Source organism: Streptomyces sp. NBC_01384 (assembly GCF_045040035.1).
Taxonomy (GTDB): Bacteria; Actinomycetota; Actinomycetes; order Streptomycetales; family Streptomycetaceae; genus Streptomyces.
On sequence record NZ_CP109559.1, the window covers coordinates 486,187 to 503,559 of the forward strand.

18 protein-coding genes and 2 pseudogenes are annotated in these 17,373 nt (G+C 70.3%); 11 read left to right on the top strand and 9 right to left on the bottom strand.

Translation table 11 applies throughout. From position 1 onward, the window contains the following. Nucleotides 1-26 precede the first annotated feature (26 nt). Nucleotides 27-368, bottom strand: coding sequence for an ArsR/SmtB family transcription factor (locus OG747_RS01895; protein WP_405877148.1), 342 nt, complete (start codon nt 366-368; stop codon nt 27-29). Between the two features lie 272 nt (nt 369-640). Here OG747_RS01895 and OG747_RS01900 point away from each other — a divergent pair, with 272 nt between their 5' ends. Continuing rightward, nucleotides 641-820, top strand: a complete 180-nt coding sequence (locus tag OG747_RS01900) for a hypothetical protein (RefSeq protein WP_405877150.1) — start codon at nt 641-643, stop codon at nt 818-820. An 83-nt stretch (nt 821-903) separates the two neighbouring features. Here the strand turns inward: OG747_RS01900 and paaK are convergent, their stop codons facing one another. Together paaK and paaI are read right to left on the bottom strand one after the other, a co-directional pair. Further along, on the bottom strand, nt 904-2,250 hold the full coding sequence (gene paaK / locus OG747_RS01905) for a phenylacetate--CoA ligase PaaK (protein ID WP_405877152.1): 1,347 nt from the start codon (nt 2,248-2,250) through the stop codon (nt 904-906). Next, nucleotides 2,247-2,636 (bottom strand): hydroxyphenylacetyl-CoA thioesterase PaaI, encoded by a 390-nt coding sequence (paaI, locus tag OG747_RS01910; protein ID WP_405885413.1) that lies wholly within the window; start codon nt 2,634-2,636, stop codon nt 2,247-2,249. Before paaI ends, paaK begins: the two co-directional genes overlap by 4 nt. Nucleotides 2,637-2,783: 147 nt before the next feature. Here paaI and OG747_RS01915 point away from each other — a divergent pair, with 147 nt between their 5' ends. The 6 genes from OG747_RS01915 to paaE all read left to right on the top strand — a co-directional run bounded on the left by OG747_RS01915 (nt 2,784) and on the right by paaE (nt 7,077). Then, nucleotides 2,784-3,137, top strand: a complete 354-nt coding sequence (locus OG747_RS01915; protein WP_405877154.1) for a 3-hydroxyacyl-CoA dehydrogenase family protein — start codon at nt 2,784-2,786, stop codon at nt 3,135-3,137. A 117-nt stretch (nt 3,138-3,254) separates the two neighbouring features. Next, nucleotides 3,255-4,253 (top strand): 1,2-phenylacetyl-CoA epoxidase subunit PaaA, encoded by a 999-nt coding sequence (paaA, locus tag OG747_RS01920; RefSeq protein WP_405877156.1) that lies wholly within the window; start codon nt 3,255-3,257, stop codon nt 4,251-4,253. Next, nucleotides 4,250-4,552, top strand: coding sequence for a 1,2-phenylacetyl-CoA epoxidase subunit PaaB (gene paaB / locus OG747_RS01925; RefSeq protein ID WP_405877158.1), 303 nt, complete (start codon nt 4,250-4,252; stop codon nt 4,550-4,552). Before paaA ends, paaB begins: the two co-directional genes overlap by 4 nt. Nucleotides 4,553-4,562: 10 nt before the next feature. After that, on the top strand, nt 4,563-5,390 hold the full coding sequence (gene paaC / locus OG747_RS01930) for a 1,2-phenylacetyl-CoA epoxidase subunit PaaC (RefSeq protein WP_405877160.1): 828 nt from the start codon (nt 4,563-4,565) through the stop codon (nt 5,388-5,390). Then, nucleotides 5,384-5,959, top strand: coding sequence for a 1,2-phenylacetyl-CoA epoxidase subunit PaaD (gene paaD, locus OG747_RS01935; protein ID WP_405877162.1), 576 nt, complete (start codon nt 5,384-5,386; stop codon nt 5,957-5,959). The genes paaC and paaD overlap by 7 nt, the downstream gene beginning before the upstream one ends. Next, complete coding sequence (gene paaE, locus OG747_RS01940; protein ID WP_405877164.1) at nt 5,959-7,077, top strand: 1,2-phenylacetyl-CoA epoxidase subunit PaaE; 1,119 nt, start codon at nt 5,959-5,961, stop codon at nt 7,075-7,077. The genes paaD and paaE overlap by 1 nt, the downstream gene beginning before the upstream one ends. A gap of 215 nt (nt 7,078-7,292) precedes the next feature. Here paaE and katG read toward each other — a convergent pair whose 3' ends face one another. Continuing rightward, complete coding sequence (gene katG / locus OG747_RS01945; protein WP_405877166.1) at nt 7,293-9,521, bottom strand: catalase/peroxidase HPI; 2,229 nt, start codon at nt 9,519-9,521, stop codon at nt 7,293-7,295. A 213-nt stretch (nt 9,522-9,734) separates the two neighbouring features. Further along, nucleotides 9,735-9,827, bottom strand: a pseudogene (locus OG747_RS01950) (catalase); the annotation flags it as partial. 157 nt (nt 9,828-9,984) lie between these two features. On the opposite strand from OG747_RS01950, the gene OG747_RS01955 reads away from it, so the two are divergent. Beyond that, nucleotides 9,985-10,401 (top strand): Fur family transcriptional regulator, encoded by a 417-nt coding sequence (locus OG747_RS01955; protein ID WP_405877168.1) that lies wholly within the window; start codon nt 9,985-9,987, stop codon nt 10,399-10,401. A 199-nt stretch (nt 10,402-10,600) separates the two neighbouring features. Here the strand turns inward: OG747_RS01955 and OG747_RS01960 are convergent, their stop codons facing one another. Together OG747_RS01960 and OG747_RS01965 are read right to left on the bottom strand one after the other, a co-directional pair. Then, nucleotides 10,601-11,179 (bottom strand): ester cyclase, encoded by a 579-nt coding sequence (locus tag OG747_RS01960; protein WP_405877170.1) that lies wholly within the window; start codon nt 11,177-11,179, stop codon nt 10,601-10,603. 94 nt (nt 11,180-11,273) lie between these two features. Further along, a complete protein-coding gene (locus OG747_RS01965; RefSeq protein WP_405877172.1) occupies nt 11,274-12,305 on the bottom strand; it encodes a medium chain dehydrogenase/reductase family protein in 1,032 nt (343 codons plus the stop codon). Nucleotides 12,306-12,456: 151 nt separating this feature from the next. Between OG747_RS01965 and OG747_RS01970 the strand changes: the two genes are divergently transcribed. Beyond that, the gene (locus tag OG747_RS01970) at nt 12,457-13,104 is read left to right on the top strand and encodes a TetR/AcrR family transcriptional regulator (protein ID WP_405877174.1); all 648 of its coding nucleotides are present in this window, start codon (nt 12,457-12,459) and stop codon (nt 13,102-13,104) included. Between the two features lie 81 nt (nt 13,105-13,185). On the opposite strand, the pseudogene OG747_RS01975 reads toward OG747_RS01970, so the two are convergent. After that, nucleotides 13,186-13,887: pseudogene (locus OG747_RS01975) on the bottom strand (response regulator transcription factor); the annotation flags it as partial. Here OG747_RS01975 and OG747_RS01980 point away from each other — a divergent pair. Continuing rightward, a complete protein-coding gene (locus tag OG747_RS01980) occupies nt 13,888-14,355 on the top strand; it encodes a hypothetical protein (protein WP_405877176.1) in 468 nt (155 codons plus the stop codon). It abuts the pseudogene before it with no gap. A gap of 120 nt (nt 14,356-14,475) precedes the next feature. Then, nucleotides 14,476-15,297, top strand: a complete 822-nt coding sequence (locus OG747_RS01985; protein ID WP_405877178.1) for a maleylpyruvate isomerase family mycothiol-dependent enzyme — start codon at nt 14,476-14,478, stop codon at nt 15,295-15,297. A gap of 37 nt (nt 15,298-15,334) precedes the next feature. Here OG747_RS01985 and OG747_RS01990 read toward each other — a convergent pair whose 3' ends face one another. Beyond that, nucleotides 15,335-17,191: a glycoside hydrolase family 15 protein gene (locus OG747_RS01990; protein ID WP_405885414.1), complete on the bottom strand. Its 1,857-nt coding sequence runs from the start codon at nt 17,189-17,191 to the stop codon at nt 15,335-15,337. Nucleotides 17,192-17,373 lie beyond the last annotated feature (182 nt).

Below are 17,373 nucleotides of genomic sequence, written 5' to 3' on the forward strand. Positions count from 1 at the left end.
GGCAACGCCCCGCGCCAAGAACGAACTCACTGAGCCGAGACCTCGGCTTCCCGCAGCTCGGCCAGCAGCTCGTTCTGCCCCGCGAGCATCTCGGTCAGGATCCGCCGGGCGGCCCGCATCAGATCGGCCACGTCCCCGCCGGCCAGCTGGTAGATGACGGTGGAGCCGTCCCGAGTGGAGCTCACGATCCCCGAGCGGCGCAGGACCGCCAGCTGCTGGGAGAGCGCCGCGGGCTCGACTTCGATCTCGGTGAGCAGGTCGCGCACGGCCTTCGGGCCGTCCTGCAGCAACTCCAGCACACGGATGCGGACCGGATGCCCCAGCATCCGGAAAAACTCCGCCTTCGCCTGGTACAGCGGAACCGGCATCGCCCTGTCTCCTCCTCGTCGTCGACGGCACCCGGGGGCCGCGCCCCTTCGCGGAGGGGGCGACCATGCATCCATCATGTAGGCAATTGCAGAACTTTGCAATTCATCAATCCTGCAGCTCCTCGTCCGGCACCTCCACGCGGCTCGCCCCTGACGTGCCGACACGGGTCACGGCGGCTGACCGGAAAGCTCGTCATCCATCCCTCCGCGCCGGAACAGCGAGGAGAGCCGTCGAGAACGCCGTCGGCGACTTCGGCTCGGCCGCGGGCCCCTTGTCGGCCGACACGAAGGCCGCCCGCGTGCTCGCGCAAGGCGTCCTCGACCGCGGCATCGACCTCATGCCCTCGGCCCGGATGACCGTCGACCGCGGACGACGGCCAGGGCGCCTACGGCAGCTCGGCGGCGAGGACTTCGCCGCTGCGCCGCACGACGTGCAGCCCGTGCCGTCGTAACCGCCCTCACCGAAGAGTGCGGCGGGCGACCTCCGACAGGGAGTCGCGGTCACTACTGACAGTCAGTTACTACTGACAGCCGGTCACCACTGACGGAGATCCTTCACCCGGCGGAGCTTGCCCAGGGAGCGCTCCAGGGTCTCGGGGTCGACGATCGCCACCTCGACGGTGACACCCACCCCGTCCTTGACGCCCTGGGCGATCGCCTTCGCGGCAGCCTCCCGATGCTCGGTCCCGGCCCCGGGGCGTGCCTCGACGCGGACAGTCATGTGGTCCATCCGGCCACGCCGGGTGAGCTGCACCTGGAAGTGCGGCGCGACGCCGGGCGTCGTCAGCACGATCTCCTCGATCTGGCTGGGGAAGACGTTCACACCACGCAGGATGATCATGTCGTCGGTGCGACCGGTGATCTTCTCGATGCGGCGGAACGCGGGCCGGGCGGTGCCGGGCAGCAGCCGGGACAGGTCGCGGGTCCGGTAGCGGATGATCGGCAGGGCCTCCTTGGTGAGGGACGTGAAGACCACTTCGCCCTCCTCGCCCTCGGCCAGCACGGCGTCCGTGAACGGATCGACCACCTCGGGGTAGAAGTGGTCCTCCCATACGTGCAGCCCATCCTTGGTTTCGACGCACTCCTGGGCGACCCCCGGGCCGATCACCTCGGACAGGCCGTATATGTCGACCGCGTGGATGTCCATGCGCTCCTCGATCTCGCGGCGCATCGCCTCGGTCCACGGCTCGGCCCCGAAGATGCCCACCTGAAGGGAGGTCGTACGCGGGTCGACACCCTGCCTCTCGAACTCGTCGAGCAGGGTGAGCATGTAGGACGGGGTGACCATGATGATCTCGGGCTGGAAGTCCTGGATGATCTGCACCTGGCGGGCCGTCATACCTCCGGAGGCCGGTATCACCGTGCAGCCGGCGCGCTCGGCGCCGTAGTGCGCGCCCAGGCCACCGGTGAACAGACCGTACCCGTAGGAGATGTGCGCCTTGTGACCCGCGCGGCCACCGGCCGCGCGGATCGAGCGGGCGACCATGTCGGCCCACATGGAGAGGTCGTTCTCGGTGTACCCGACGACCGTGGGGCGGCCCGTGGTGCCGCTGGAGGCATGGATGCGCCGAACGTCCGCCATCGGGACGGCGAACATGCCGAAGGGGTACGTCTCCCGCAGGTCCGCCTTGGTGGTGAAGGGGAACCGGGACAGGTCCTCCAGCGAACGGCAGTCGTCCGGCTCGACCCCGGCCTCGTCGAACTTCTTGCGGTACAGCTCCACGTTGTCGTACGCGTGCCGCAACGTCGCCCGCAGGCGGTCCAGCTGAAGCTCCCTCAGCTGCTCGCGGGTGAGGCGCTCGCCCTCGTCCAGCAGCTCCTGGGGAAGCGGCTGACCCAGGCGGGGTCCCGTGGCCCCGCCGGCCGTCGCTGGGGTGCTCATCGCGACTCCTTCGTCGTCGTGCTTCGGACGCTGCGGCTGCGCCCGCGGAACTCCGCGATCACCTCGTCGCCACGCAGAACGCTCACGTCGCAGATGCCGCTGCGGCCGAACCGGGTGCACTCCCGGGCCGTGGCCACCAGCACATCGCCCTCGTACGCCGAGGCGACGAAGTCGATGTCGGCTCCGGCCGCGACGGTCACGGGGCCATGGCTGTTGCAGGCGCAGGCGAAGGCGGTGTCGGCGAGCAGGAACAGACAGCCGCCGTGGGCGATCTCGTGTCCGTCGACCATCGCCGGCGTCACGGTCATCCGAAGCGTGGCGGTCCCTTCGCCATGCTCAAGGATGTCGATGCCCAGCGCCCGGGATGCCCCGTCCGCGGCGAACATCGCCTCGGCGGGCGTCGCCCCCGCCGATCTCGCATCCGTGGCCTGCGTCACTTTTTTCACAATCTCGTGTCCCAACCGAACATTCGGTTAGCGTGCGGCACGGCCAAGTAATCCAGCATCACCACTGCCTGTCAAGAGATGGAACGCATGCCCCAGAACCTCTCCGAGCGGCCGGACTTCTTCGCCCGCCACCAGGCCCTACTGGAGCAGGCGGTGGCCGCCACCGCGAGCCGCGGCCACCGGACCCCGCACCCGGAGTCGCCCAGCAAGTCGGTGTACGGCGAGGACGCGGCGAAGGCCGGTGAAGCTGCCTTCGGTGTGCAGCTCGGGCCGCTGCGCCTGACGGACCTGGCCGGACTCGACATACGCCTCGCCATCGCCGACCACCTGCACGCCACGCTCGGGGAGCGCTTCGCGCCGCCGCCGCGGCTGCTGCGTGACAAGGTCGCGCGCGGCGAGCCGGGGCGCAAGACGGGACAGGGTTTCCGCGCCTGGCCCTGAGCGGTCCCGGCCGCGCCCTGGTCCCGGGTCCCGCCCGGCCGGACGAAAGTCTTGCCCGGCCGGAAGAAAACCGTCACACTGGAACCGAACGAATGGTCGGTAGGGAAGCTGGTATCGATGACCACGACACACTCCGCCGCCGCGGGCGCCGACGGCGTCGAGCCGGCGGCCGAGGAGCAGCTCCAGGAGCACTTCGACGCGACCGTCGCGCGTGACCAGCGGGTCGAGCCGCGCGACTGGATGCCGGACGGCTACCGCAAGACGCTGATCCGGCAGATCGCGCAGCACGCGCACTCGGAGATCATCGGCATGCAGCCGGAAGGCGAGTGGATCACCCGCGCGCCGTCGCTTCGCCGCAAAGCCATCCTGTTCGCCAAGGTCCAGGACGAGGCCGGGCACGGGTTGTACCTGTACTCGGCGGCCGAGACCCTCGGCGCCGACCGCGCCGACCTCACCGAGCGGCTGATCGAGGGCCGCCAGAAGTACTCGTCGATCTTCAACTACCCCACCCTGAGCTTCGCCGACGTCGGCGTGATCGGCTGGTTCGTCGACGGCGCGGCGATCTGCAACCAGGTGCCGCTGTGCAGGAGTTCGTACGGACCGTACGCGCGCGCCATGGTGCGGATCTGCAAGGAGGAATCGTTCCACCAGCGCCAGGGGTACGAGCTGCTGCTGACGATGATGCGCGGCACCGATGCCCAGCGCACGATGGTCCAGGACGCGGTGGACCGCTGGTGGTGGCCGTCGCTGATGATGTTCGGCCCGCCCGACGACAACTCGCCCAACTCGGCCCGGTCCATGGCCTGGAAGATCAAGCGGCACAGCAACGACGAACTGCGCCAGCGCTTCGTGGACATGACCATCCCGCAGGCCGGGAAGCTCGGCGTCACCCTGCCCGACCCCGAGCTGCGCTGGAACGAGGAGCGCGGACACCACGACTTCGGCACCCCGGACTGGGACGAGCTGATGCGGGTCATCAAGGGCGACGGACCGTGCAACGCCGAGCGGATCTCCCGGCGGCGGACGGCCCACGAGGAGGGCGCCTGGGTCCGTGAGGCGGCCACCGCCCACGCGACCAAGCAGAGCGAGCGAGCCCGGAAGGAAACGGCGGCATGAGCGACACCGACGGCAAGAAGGACGGCTGGCCGCTGTACGAGGTGTTCGTACGGAGCAAGCGCGGACTGAACCACGTACACGTCGGCTCGCTGCACGCCGCCGACGACGCGATGGCCCTGACCCACGCCCGCGACCTGTACACCCGGCGCAACGAGGGCGTCAGCATCTGGGTGGTGCGCTCGCAGCACATCGCCGCCTCCACCCGCGACGAGAAGGACCCGTTCTTCGCGCCGAGCGCCGACAAGGTCTACCGCCACCCGACCTTCTACGACATCCCCGACGACGTCCCGCACATCTGAGGAGCAGGGCATGAGTGACGACCACGTCTACCTGACCCTCGCCGAGGGACACGAGGACGACACCCGCTGGGCCTACGGCACCGGCTTCGAGGACCCCCTGTACGGGATCGACACCACCGTCCCCGACGGCATCGACGACGGAGAGCTGGCGGCCTCCTGCGTCGCGCTCGCCGACGACGCGCTCGTCTGCGCCCAGCGACTGGCCGAGTGGACCACCCGCGCCCCCGAGCTGGAGGAGGAGGTGGCGCTCGCCAATATCGGCCTCGACCTGCTCGGCCAGGCCCGCCTGCTCTACGCGCGCGCCGGCCAGGTCGACGGCACGGGCCGCGACGAGGACGCGTACGCCTACTTCCGCGACGCCGACGACTTCCGCAACATACGCCTGGCCGAACTCCCGAACGGTGACTTCGCGTTCTCCGTCGTGCGGCTCCTGGTGCTGTCCAGCTGGCGGCTCGCGCACTTCGAGCGGCTCACGGCATCCCCCGACCCCGTCCTGGCGGCGATCGCCGCGAAGGGCGTCAAGGAACTGACGTACCACCGGCAGTACGCGGCCGAGTGGGTGGTGCGGCTGGGCGACGGTACGGCGGAGTCTCACCGCCGGACGCGCGCGGCCCTGGAGCAAGTCACCCCGTACCTCGGCGAGTTGTTCACGGCGTACGACGTACGTGACGAGGTCGTCGCCGTGCTGAGCCAGGTCACCGAGGCGGCGGGACTGACCCTGCCCGCATGGCGTCCGCTGGCCGGCGCCGGCCGCGCCGGCCACCACACCGAGCATCTCACGCCGCTGCTCGCCGAGTTGCAGAGCGTGGCCCGCGCCCACCCGGAGGCGACATGGTGACGACGGAACGGAGTAGCGCACTGGACACGCCGGCCGCGCGGCGGGCTCGGCACATCGCCGAGCAGGTGCCGGACCCCGAGCTGCCCATGCTGACCCTGGCCGACCTGGGCGTGCTGCGCGAGGTGTCGCTCGACCCCGACGGCACGGTCGTGGCGAGCCTGACGCCGACCTACTCGGGCTGTCCGGCGATGGCGGAGATGCGTGCGGGTGTGGCCGCGCGGCTGAAGGCCGCCGGGTACGCGCGCGTGGAGATCCGTACCGTCCTCGACCCGCCGTGGACCAGCGACTGGATCACCCCGGCGGGCCGCCGCAAGCTCGCCGAACACGGGATCGCCCCGCCCGGCGCCGCGCCTCGTCACACGGCCGGTCCGGTGCCGCTCGTACTGACCTCCCCCACGCTCGGCTTCGCTCGCGCGGGGGGACCCCCATCCCGGCGGACCGCCGTGCCCTGCCCGCGCTGCGGCTCGGCGGACACGGAGGAGACGTCCCGCTTCGCCGCCACGTCCTGCAAGGCGCTCTGGCGCTGCCGGACCTGCCTGGAACCGTTCGAGTACGTCAAGGAGATCTGATGGACGACCTGATGGAGTCGGCCGCCCCCGCCCCGGCGGTACGCCCGCGTACCCGCCGCCGGCCGGCCTTCCACTCCCTGCGGGTCGCCGCCGTGCAGCCCCTGTGCGAGGACGCGGCCGCGGTCAGCTTCGACATCCCCGCGGAGCTGGCCGAGGAGTTCACCTTCGCCCCCGGGCAGTCGCTCACCCTGCGGCGCGAGATCGACGGCCGCGACGAGCGCCGCTCTTACTCCATCTGCTCCCCTGCCGGATCGCTGCCGCGCATCGGGCTGCGGGTGGTGCCGGGCGGGCTGTTCTCCGCATGGCTCGTGCAGGAGGTGCGCCCCGGTGACACGGTCGAGGTCATGGCCCCGACCGGCGCCTTCACGCCCGACCTCACCGCCCCCGGCCACCACGTGCTGATCGCGGCGGGCTCCGGCATCACCCCCATGGTGTCCATCGCCGAGTCGGTCCTGGCCGCGGACTCCCGCTCGACCGTCACCCTCTTCTACGGCAACCGGCGCACCGACACCGTGATGTTCGCCGACGAACTGGCCGACCTGAAGGACCTCTACCCGGCCCGGTTCGAGCTCGCCCATGTCCTCTCCCGCGAGCCGCGCGAGGCCGAGGTGCTCTCCGGCCGACTGGACGCCGAACGGCTGTCCGCGCTCGTCGACTCGCTGGTCGACGTGCCGGGCGCCGACCACTGGTGGCTGTGCGGCCCGCACGGCATGGTCCGTGACGCCCAGCAGGTGCTGGCCGGGCTCGGCGTGCCGGCCGACCGGGTCCACCAGGAGCTGTTCTACGCCGACGACGAGCCCGTACGGGAGGTGCACCACCAGGACGCGACCACCGAGGGCCCGGTCAGCGAGGTCACCATCACACTCGACGGCCGCTCCACGACCTCCGCCCTGCCCCGCGATCGGAGCATCCTCGACGGCGCCCAGAAGACCCGGCCCGACCTGCCCTTCGCCTGCAAGGGCGGCGTGTGCGGCACCTGCCGGGCCCTGGTCACCGACGGCAAGGCCCACATGCGCCGCAACTTCGCCCTCGAACCCTCCGAGGTCGACGCGGGTTACGTCCTCACCTGCCAGTCCTTCCCCGTCTCCGAGGCACTGAGCGTGGACTACGACAGCTGACGCGGTCGCACAGCGGGCGGCGAGTTCCTCGGCCGAGGGTCGGCCCGGCCGAGGGTCCGGTCAAAGCCACACGCGTGCGGCTTCGCGCGTCGACATGGTCGACCCCTCCCGACGGGAGATGCCCGACGTCACGTTCCGGGGATGCGGAGATCCTTCGGACCGAGGACGTCCAGGTCGGCCGGTGTGGGCCGAACTGGACGTCATGATCGGAATGATCAGACGAGGTCGAACCGGTCGAGGTTCATGACCTTGTCCCACGCCGCGACGAAGTCGTTCACGAACTTCGCCTTCGCGTCATCGCTCGCGTAGACCTCCGCGAGCGCACGCAGCTCGGAGTTCGAGCCGAAGACGAGGTCGGCACGGCTGCCGGTCCACTTGACCTTGCCCGTGGCGTCGCGGCCCTCGAACGTGGTCGCGTCCTCGGACGTCGCCGTCCACGTCGTGCCCAGTTCGAGCAGGTTGACGAAGAAGTCGTTCGTCAGCAGGCCGGGGGTCGAGGTGAGGACGCCGAGCGACGAACCCTGGTAGTTCGCGCCGAGGACGCGGAGGCCGCCGACGAGGACCGTCAGCTCGGGCGCGCTCAGGTTCAGCAGGTTCGCCTTGTCGAGCAGCAGGTACTCGGCCGGGAGCCGGTTGCCCTTGCCGAGGTAGTTGCGGAACCCGTCGGCGGTCGGCTCCAGGGCGGCGAACGACTCCACGTCCGTCTGCTCCTGCGTCGCGTCCGCGCGGCCCGGCGTGAAGGGGACCTCGACGTCGAGGCCGGCGGCCTTGGCCGCCTTCTCGACGCCCGCGGCACCCGCGAGCACGATCAGGTCGGCGAGCGAGAGCTGCTTGCCGCCGCTCTGGGCGGCGTTGAAGGACTCCTGGACGCCCTCCAGGGTGCGCAGCACCGTGGCGAGCTCGTCCGGGTTGTTGACCTCCCAGCCGCTCTGCGGCTGCAGGCGCACGCGCGCACCGTTGGCGCCGCCGCGCTTGTCGCTGCCACGGAAGGAGGAGGCCGACGCCCACGCGGCGGACACGAGCTGGGACACCGACAGGCCCGAGGCGAGGACCTGCTCCTTGAGGGAGGCGATGTCGGCCGCGTCGACCAGCTCGTGCGTCACCGCGGGGAGCGGGTCCTGCCACAGCAGCGTCTCGGTCGGGACCTCCGGGCCGAGGTAGCGCACGATCGGGCCCATGTCGCGGTGGGTCAGCTTGAACCACGCGCGGGCGAAGGCGTCCGCGAACTCGGCGGGGTTCTCCAGGAAGCGCCGCGAGATCTGCTCGTAGGCAGGGTCGAACCGGAGCGAGAGGTCGGTCGTCAGCATCGTCGGGGGCTTGGTCTTCGACGCGTCGTGGGCGTCGGGGATGGTGCCCGCACCGGCACCGTCCTTCGCCACCCACTGGTTGGCGCCGGCGGGGCTCGTGGTCAGCTCCCACTCGTAGCCGAACAGGTTCTCGAAGAAGCCGTTGCTCCACTGGGTCGGCGTGCTCGTCCAGGTGACCTCGAGGCCACTGGTGATCGCGTCGCCGCCCTTGCCGGTGCCGTAGGTGCTCTTCCAGCCGAGGCCCTGGTCCTCGATCGGGGCGGCCTCGGGTTCGGGTCCTACGTGGTCCGCCGGGCCGGCGCCGTGGGTCTTGCCGAAGGTGTGGCCGCCCGCGATCAGGGCGACGGTCTCCTCGTCGTTCATCGCCATACGGCGGAACGTCTCGCGGATGTCGCGGGCCGCGGCGATCGGGTCCGGGTTGCCGTTGGGGCCCTCCGGGTTGACGTAGATGAGGCCCATCTGGACCGCGCCGAGGGGGTTCTCCAGGTCGCGGTCGCCGGTGTAGCGCTGGTCGTCGAGCCAGGTGGTCTCGGGACCCCAGTACACGTCCTCGTCGGGCTCCCAGACGTCCGCGCGACCGCCGCCGAAGCCGAAGGTCTCGAAGCCCATCGACTCCAGGGCGACGTTGCCGGCGAGGATCATGAGGTCGGCCCACGAGAGGCTCTGGCCGTACTTCTTCTTGACCGGCCACAGCAGGCGGCGGGCCTTGTCGAGGTTGCCGTTGTCCGGCCAGCTGTTGAGGGGGGCGAAGCGCTGCTGGCCGGCCCCGCCGCCGCCGCGGCCGTCGCTGATCCGGTAGGTGCCCGCGCTGTGCCACGCCATCCGGATCATGAAGGGGCCGTAGTGGCCGAAGTCGGCCGGCCACCAGTCCTGCGAGGTCGTCAGCACCTCCGCGATGTCCTGCTTCACGGCCGGAAGGTCGAGGGTCTTGAACGCCTCGGCGTAGTCGAACTCCTCGCCGAGGGGGTTCGCCACGGCGGGGTTCTTGGCAAGGATCTTCAGGTTGAGCCGCTCCGGCCACCACTGGCGGTTTCCGCCGCCTTGAGTCGGGTGCGGGGCACGCCCGTGCGCGACGGGGCAGCCACCCCCGCCCTCCGTCTTCGCGTCTCCGACGATTGCGTCATGGCTCTCGGACATGGGAATCCTTCCGAACTAGGTGGATCACGGTGCTCAGGAACTGAGGGCGGTGGAACAGTCGGTGGGAGCAACCGGGGCACAGCCCCCGGTGGACGACCTCGGCCTCGTCGGTCGAGAAGCCGTGATCGTCGGGCGCGGTGAGCGCGTGGAATGCCTCGGACGCGGCTCGACGGGAGACCTGGCGTACGCGATCGCGCACTCCAGAGGCGAACGCCTCGACCTCGAGGTGGTCACCGTCCGGGCGTCGGCACCGCTCGCGTGGACGATGTGCTCGGGGATGCGCTCGCGGTTGAAGTGGGCGAGCTGCACCCGTCTCCTGAACCGTCACGTGCCTTTCCCTGCTGTTGTCCTGTCCCTTGGCTGTCGCCGGAACTGATCCTACGATGGACTCAGTCCAAGTCAATACGACAACCAGACCCGTACGGATTCATTCGTCAGACGATGCACAGTTAGGCTGGTGGGCATGAGTGACCTGCTGGAACGGCTTCGCGGACGTGGCTGGCGGATGACCGCCCAGCGCCGGGTGGTCGCCGAGGTACTCGATGGCGAGCACGTTCACCTCACGGCGGACGAGGTGCTCGCGCGCGCCACCGACCGGCTGCCGGAGATCTCTCGCGCGACCGTCTACAACACCCTCGGCGAACTCGTCTCGCTCGGCGAGGTGATCGAGGTGGCCACCGACGGCCGCGCCAAGCGCTACGACCCGAACGCCCACCGCCCCCACCAGCACCTGGTGTGCTCGGGCTGCGGCGCCATTCGGGACGTCCACCCCGGCGGCGACCCACTGGCCGATCTGCCCGCCTCCGAGCGGTTCGGCTTCACCGTCTCCGAGGCCGAGGTGACCTACCGGGGACTGTGCCCCGACTGCGCCCGCGCGTGAACCGGCCCGTGCGCCCGGTCCCGTCCCGCTCCGCCCGGGGCAGCCGCGCCGCACGCGCCGACCGCTCCAGCGACTCTCCCCGTCCGGCCTCGGGCGCCATGTCCGCCGCCGCCCATAGGACGAGTTCCAGCCACTGCCCGCCGACCGCCCCCTCCTGACTGAGCCAGCGTCTTCTGAACAGCGCGGTCGCGGTTCTGGTTCAGAGGGCCTGGAGCCGGGTGAGCCATTGCAGGGTGTCGGTGTTGAGCCAGTACTCCGCGAACTTGCCGTCTCGCATGCGAAGTGTGTCGGTGCCGGTGAAGGTGACCACGGTCCCGGGTTCGGCTCTGGCGCCGGGGAAGCCGCCGGCGTAGGTGCCGGTGGCCGTCCAGCGCACGGATGCGTAGCGGCCGTCGACCAGAGGGGGGACCTGGATGGCGAAGCGCAGGTCCGGGAACGCCGCGCGTGTCTGGCCGATCCACGCCACCAGGCCGTCGGCGCCTCGGATGGAGCTGCCGTCACCGCCGTCGAGGAGGGCGGCGTGGACCCGGAAGTCGGGAGAGATGATGCCCGACGCCTGGCCGAGATCACCGTTCCAGAGCCGGAGCCATGCGTCCAGCATCGCCTTCGGCTTCTTCGCGGCCCCCCGGCCGTCTTGGGCGGTGACCGTCCGCTCGGCCGCGGTGGTCGGTGAGGTGTCCGCGGCGGCGGTCGTGGCGGTGCAGGCCAGGGCGGCGATCGCCGCGGGGATGAGCAGCCGCGCCCGGTGGCGCGTCGGAGTGGTGTGGGTGACGGTCATGGTGGTTCCTCGCGTTTCAGGCAGTCGTTTCAGGCAGTCGTTTCAGACGGTGGGAGCAAGAGCCGCGTGCGATCAGCGGCTGCGGAAGGACGCACTACGGGTTCAGTACGACCTTTCCGGCGACGGTGCCGGATTCGGCCAGCCGCAGCGCGTCGGCGACGCGGGTGAGCGGCAGTTGGGCGGCGATCTGGGCGGTGACGTCACCGCGCTGGAGGGCCCCGAAGACCTGGGTGAGGTCAGCGCGCAGCCGGGCCCGGAAGCGGTTCTTGGACAGGGCCCGCCCGGCCCAGACGTTGAAGAAGTAGGCGTGGCGGCGGTTGGGCAGCGCGTTCCACAGCCACACCCGGCCGAGCAGCTTGAGCACGGGCCACTGCTTCGACCCCTCGTCGTCCCGGGTGGAGGCGCTGCCGTACGAGACGAGCGTGCCGCCGGGCGCGAGGAGGTGCCAGGAGTCGATCGCGCTGCGCCCGCCGACGTGGTCGAAGACGGCGTCCACCCCGGCGGGGGCCAGTTCGCGGACCCGTACGGCGACGTCCTCGGTGCGGTAGTCGACAGGAGTGACACCCCGTTCCCACAGAGCGTCGTGGTGGCGCGCGGACGCCGTGCCGATCACCTTCACGCCCGCGGCGTGGGCGAGTTGGACCAGGACCGAGCCGACGCCGCCGTTGGCGCCGTGCACCAGGATGGTCTGCCCCGCGCGGATGCGTGCCTTGCGGTGCAGCATCTGCCAGGCGGTGATGCCGTTGACCACCACGGTCTCGGCCTCCGCCGCACCGATCCCGTCGGGCACCGGCACCGCGTCCGCCGCGTCGACGAGTACGTGGCTGGCCCAGCCGCCGACCTTGACCAGCGCGGCCACCCGGGTGCCGGCCAGGCCCGGCTCGACACCGTCACCCGTCGTGAGGACGGTGCCGACCAGGTCGTAACCGGGCACGAAGGGGAACGGCGGCTGGTCGTAGTACCGGCCGCGGCGCATCTGCTGTTCCGCGAAGGAGACTCCGGTCGCCTCCATCCGGATCACGACCTGGCCGGGGCCCGCGGCGGGGACGGCTCCGTGCCGGATCTCCAGCCCTTCCGGCTCCACCTTGCCCGGCAGGACGACCTCGACAAGTCCTTCGGCGTTCATGACGACCTCCACTGCGCTCCGCTTTGGGTTACTCGCTTTCGCGTTCGTTAGAAGTTGTAACGCCCCACAGAGGGGAGAGTCAAGAGGTTTCGTGATACTCTCTAACTAAATCTTGAAGGTGTACCCTCCCGGCGCGGAAAGGCGGCAGGCCATGGCGGAACCCGGCGCGAAGACCCCGCGCGAGCGCTACCGCGCCCGGGTACGAGCAGAGATCAAGGAGCGCGCGTGGGAACAGATCGCCACGGCGGGGGCCTCCGCGCTCTCCCTGAACGCGATCGCCAAACAGATGAGCATGAGCGGACCCGCGCTCTACCGCTACTGCGCCAGCCGCGACGAGCTGATCACCGAGCTCATCAGGGACGCCTACCGAAGCCTTGCCGACACCTTCCGCGCGGCCTCCGAGTCCGGTGCCGACGTGGCCGCGTTGGCGCATGCCCTGCGCGGATGGGCCATGGACGACCCCCAGCGGTACTTCCTCGTCTACGGCACACCGGTCCCCGGCTATCACGCGCCCGACGACGTCACCGGGATCGCGTCCGAGATCCTGGCGACCTTGCTCGACGCCTGCGCCGCGCTGCCCCCGGACAGCCCCGCGACGCCGTTCGACGCTCACCTCGAAGGCCATCGGCAATGGGCGGACGGCCACCCTGCGCCGCCCGAGGTCCTCCACCGGGCCCTGGCCTTCTGGACCCGGCTGCACGGCGTCCTGTCCCTGGAACTCGCCGGCCACTTCACCGGGATGGGCTTCGACCCCGCCCTGATGTTCGCGGCCGAACTGGACAAACTGTCGGCGCACTGACCGAGCGGGCGGGCCGAGCTGGAGAAGCTGATCGTTCTTCCTGCCTCTGCCGGTCACGCCGTCTCGTCCGGAGCGCAGCCGGTGCACATGGACCTCGACCACCGCCGGGCCGCCGTCGAAAGCCACGTCCCAGCAGCGTTCGAGCAGTTCGGACTTGGACACCACCCGGCCCTGGTGGCGGATCAGATGTTCCAGCACCGCGATCTCACGGCTGGTCAGGTCCAGCGGCACGCCGTCGCGGGTGACGGTGCGGGCGGCGGTGCGGGCGGCGGGGTCTGGGCCAGGCCGTCGGCGGCAGGGGAACGGCTTGGCCAAGTAGTCGTCGGCGCCGCTGTCCAGGCCCTCCGCGTGGTCGAGGTCCTCGTCCATCGCGGTCAGCGTCAGAACCGGCGTCGCGGGGCGACCGGGGACCGAGGCAGCGCCCTGGGCCCCGGCACGCCAACGGCCCCCACAATGAGCCGAGTTGTCGGTGGGTGAGGCGGCAGCAGGGAATTTCAGGACCGTTTGGTGGAGGTCGGCTCGCCGTTCTGGGCGGAGGCGTTGCGAGATGCGCCGCCGTCGGTACGCCGCCCGGCAGGGACCGCAACCCCTGCTCCGGACGCGCGTTACTCCGTGCGAGTGGTGGATACCCGGGCAAAGTCGTAGCGTCAGTACAAGAGACAACCGCCGCCCGAGGAAGGCAGCGCCGGTCCATGCCCGCGGTGCGGGCGGGGGTCGGCGACAGGCCAGGCGCGGGGGCCCGGGGGGCCCGCGGGTCCAAAGAGATTGCGGCTGGGAGCACATATGCCAAGGCACACAGTCAGGGCAGCGGTCAGGTTCTGTGCCGCTGCATCGCTGGCAGCGGTCATGGGAACGGCCTCCGCGGCCCCCGCGGCCTCGCCGCTGTCCGCGCACGCCGTGAAACAGCAGCCCAGGCAGCCCGTGATCGTCGACTGCTTCTGGCACCCTCAGGTACGCCCCGCCGATTTCCTGCTCGCCTGCGGTGACGGCAACAGCCGTCTCTACTCGCTCCAATGGTCGCGCTGGGACCCGAACTCCGCGGTGGCTACGGGCATCAACGTGGTGAACGACTGCAAGCCGTACTGCGCCGCGGGCACATTCCATCCCTACCCTGTCACCATACGGCTCGACCACCCAGGGCCCTGGAAGAAGCACCCGCAGCTGTCGCACTACACCCGGATACGCCTCCTCTACGCCCACAACCGGCCGGACGGATTCGGGCAAGTGGTCGACTATCCGCTGTGGAACTGATCCCGTCGAGGGCCCGGCAGCATCCTCACAGTGACGAGGACGAGTGAGCGAGTCTTGTCGCAGCCTCCGTTACCTGCTCTTCTGTTCCGCACGGGAATCGGGACCGAGGAGGGGAGCGGCGTGGAATCAGCGGCTGGGCAGGACGTACGGGGCATTCTGCCCGAGGGGCTTGGTGTGGCCATACGCGATACCGCCGAGGAGATCGCCGCGCTGCTGCGCCGTGGCGCCGACATGGGGCTTCCGGTACCCGGATCGGAGTGGAACGTCGGGGAGGCGGCAGCGCATCTGGCGCAGGCCAACGAACTGATGGCCGCTCTTGCGGCAGGACACGTACGCAGCTACGGGGACGGCACACCGCAGAGTCTCGCCGCGGCCAATGAACAAGCACTCGCCGCGTTCCACGAGCGTGGGGCCGAGCCGCTGGCCGCGCTGATCGTGGCGCAGGCTGATGCCTACCTGAAAGCGTGGGACGAGAGCGCCGCGGAAGGAACTGTCGTCAGCCCGCTGGGCCCGATGGGCCGGGACGTACTGGGGTCTTATCTACTCACGCACATGCTCGGCCACGGTTACGATCTCGCCCGTGCGCTGGGGCGTCCGCACATGATCGACCGTGCCCGGGTCGAGCTGACCCTGCCGTTCCTGATCACGGCCATGCCGCGGGTGACCGACGCCGCCCGGGCAGCCGGGCTCACCGCCCGCTACGCGATCCGTTTGTGGGGTGGTCCCCGGTTCGGTGTGACACTGACCGACGGTGTGGTGTCGGTCGGCTCGCGACCGCCGGCCCGTCCGGACTGCACCATCCTCATCGAGCCGGTCACCTTTCTCCTGATGGCACTCGGCCGCCGCGACCAGTGGAGCGCCATCGCCCAGGGCCGTATCGTCGTCTGGGGCCGCAAGCCCTGGCTCGCTCCCCGCTTCCCGGCTCTCTTCAAGGCGCCCTGAACACAGCCGGCAGTTGCCCCTACCCCTAGCCCTACCCCTAGCCGAGCATGCGGTCGAGGTTGAAGGCCGCGCTGATCAGGGCGAGGTGGGTGAAGGCCTGGGGGAAGTTTCCGTTCTGTTCGCCAGTGTGGCCGATCTCCTCCGCGTACAGGCCGAGGTGGTTGGCGTAGGTGAGCATCTTCTCGAAGGCGAGCCGGGCTTCGTCCAGTCGGCCCGCGCGGGTCAGCGCCTCGACGTACCAGAACGAGCAGATCGAGAACGTGCCTTCCTCACCTTGGAGGCCGTCGGGGCTGGCCTGCGGGTCATAGCGGTAGACCAGCGAGTCGGACACCAGGTCCTCGCCCAGTGCGTCCAGCGTGGCGAGCCACTTCGGGTCGGTCGGGGCGATGAACTTCGCCAGCGGCATCATCAGCAGGGACGCGTCGAGGATCTCGCTGCCCTCGTACTGGACGAAGGTGCGCCGCTCGGCGGACCAGCCTTGACGCATGATCCGCCGGTAGATCGTGTCCCGGGCCGTGCCCCAGCGCACCATGTCGGCGGGGAGGCCGCGATGCCGGGCCAGCCGCATCGCGCGCTCGATCGCCACCCAGCACATCAGCCGTGAGTAGAGGAACGGCTTTCGCCCTCCGCGGGTCTCCCAGACCCCCTCGTCGGGCTGGTCCCAGTGGTCGCACACCCAGTCGACGAGCTCGCTGATGCTGTCCCAGTGCGCGCTGGAGATGGGCTTGCCCCACTTGTCGTACAGGTAGAGCGAGTCGACCAGCGCCCCGTAGATGTCCAGCTGGAGCTGGTCGGCGGCGGCGTTGCCCACGCGTACGGGCGCCGAGCTCCGGTAGCCCTCGAGATGGGGCAGTTCACGCTCGGGCAGGTCACAGCGTCCGTCGATGCCGTACATGATCTGCAGTGGGCCGGTGGGGCCGGGCGACTGAGTCGCGTCGAGCCGGAGGCGCTCGGAGAGGAAGCCCATGAAGGCTTCGGCCTCATCGGTGAACCCGAGCCTGAGCAACGCGTACACGCAGAACGCGGCGTCGCGCACCCACACATAGCGGTAGTCCCAGTTGCGCTCGCCGCCGATCTGTTCGGGCAGGCTTGTGGTCGGCGCGGCGATGATGGCGCCGGTCGGGGCGTAGGTGAGCAGTTTCAGGGTGAGGGCGGAGCGGTGCACCATCTCCCGCCAGCGGCCGCGGTAGCGCGACTGGGACAGCCATCGCCGCCAGTAACGCACGGTCGCGTTGAATTCCCTTTCCGCCTCGGCCACGGCACAGAAGCGTGGCGCCACGTCACCGCCGACCTGGTCGATGGTGAAGACGGCGGACTCGCCCTCGTGCAGCTTGAACAGCGACCATACGTCCTGGCCGGCGACCTCGAAGGGCACCGTGGAGGTCAGCGCGAGCCTGAGCGAGGACGATTCGAAGATCGCCTGGCCGGCCCCCACGCGCACGGTGTGCGGCGCGCTGCCGTACTCGAAGCGCGGGGCGACGCGCGCGCGGAAAGGCAGCGCTCCGCGGACACACATCACACGGCGGATCAGGCGGTGCCGGCCGGCCTCGCGCGAGTCGTCGACGACCGGCATGAAGTCCTGGATCTCGCCGACCCCGTCGTCCGCGAAGAAGCGGGTGATCAGCACATTGGTGTCGGGGAAGTAGAACTGTTTCGTGCGCGCGGGGACGTCGGCGGCGAGCTCGAAGCATCCGCCTCGGTCGGCGTCCAGGATCGAGGCGAAGACGCTGGGTGCATCGAAGCGTGAACAGCAGTACCAGTCGATGGTGCCGTTCGTGCCGACCAGGGCCGCGCTGCGCAGATCGCCGATCAGGCCGTGCTCGGCGATCGGCAGGTACCGGGGCGCCTGGACACCCCAGGGTCCGGCAGGACCGCTGCCTGTCCCGCCCTTCACTCCGGCCTCAGTAGTCGCTTCAGCCACGTCAGCCTCCCTGGGCTGTCGCTCGAGCCGCCGTCTGCTCTCCAGGCTAGCGACTCATCGGCCCTTGGACCTCCGGGAGCGGCTCCGCCGCGGCGGCAGGGCAACGGCCCGGGGCCGGCTTGGTTCCCCGCTGGCCGGCAGACTCATCACCGGTC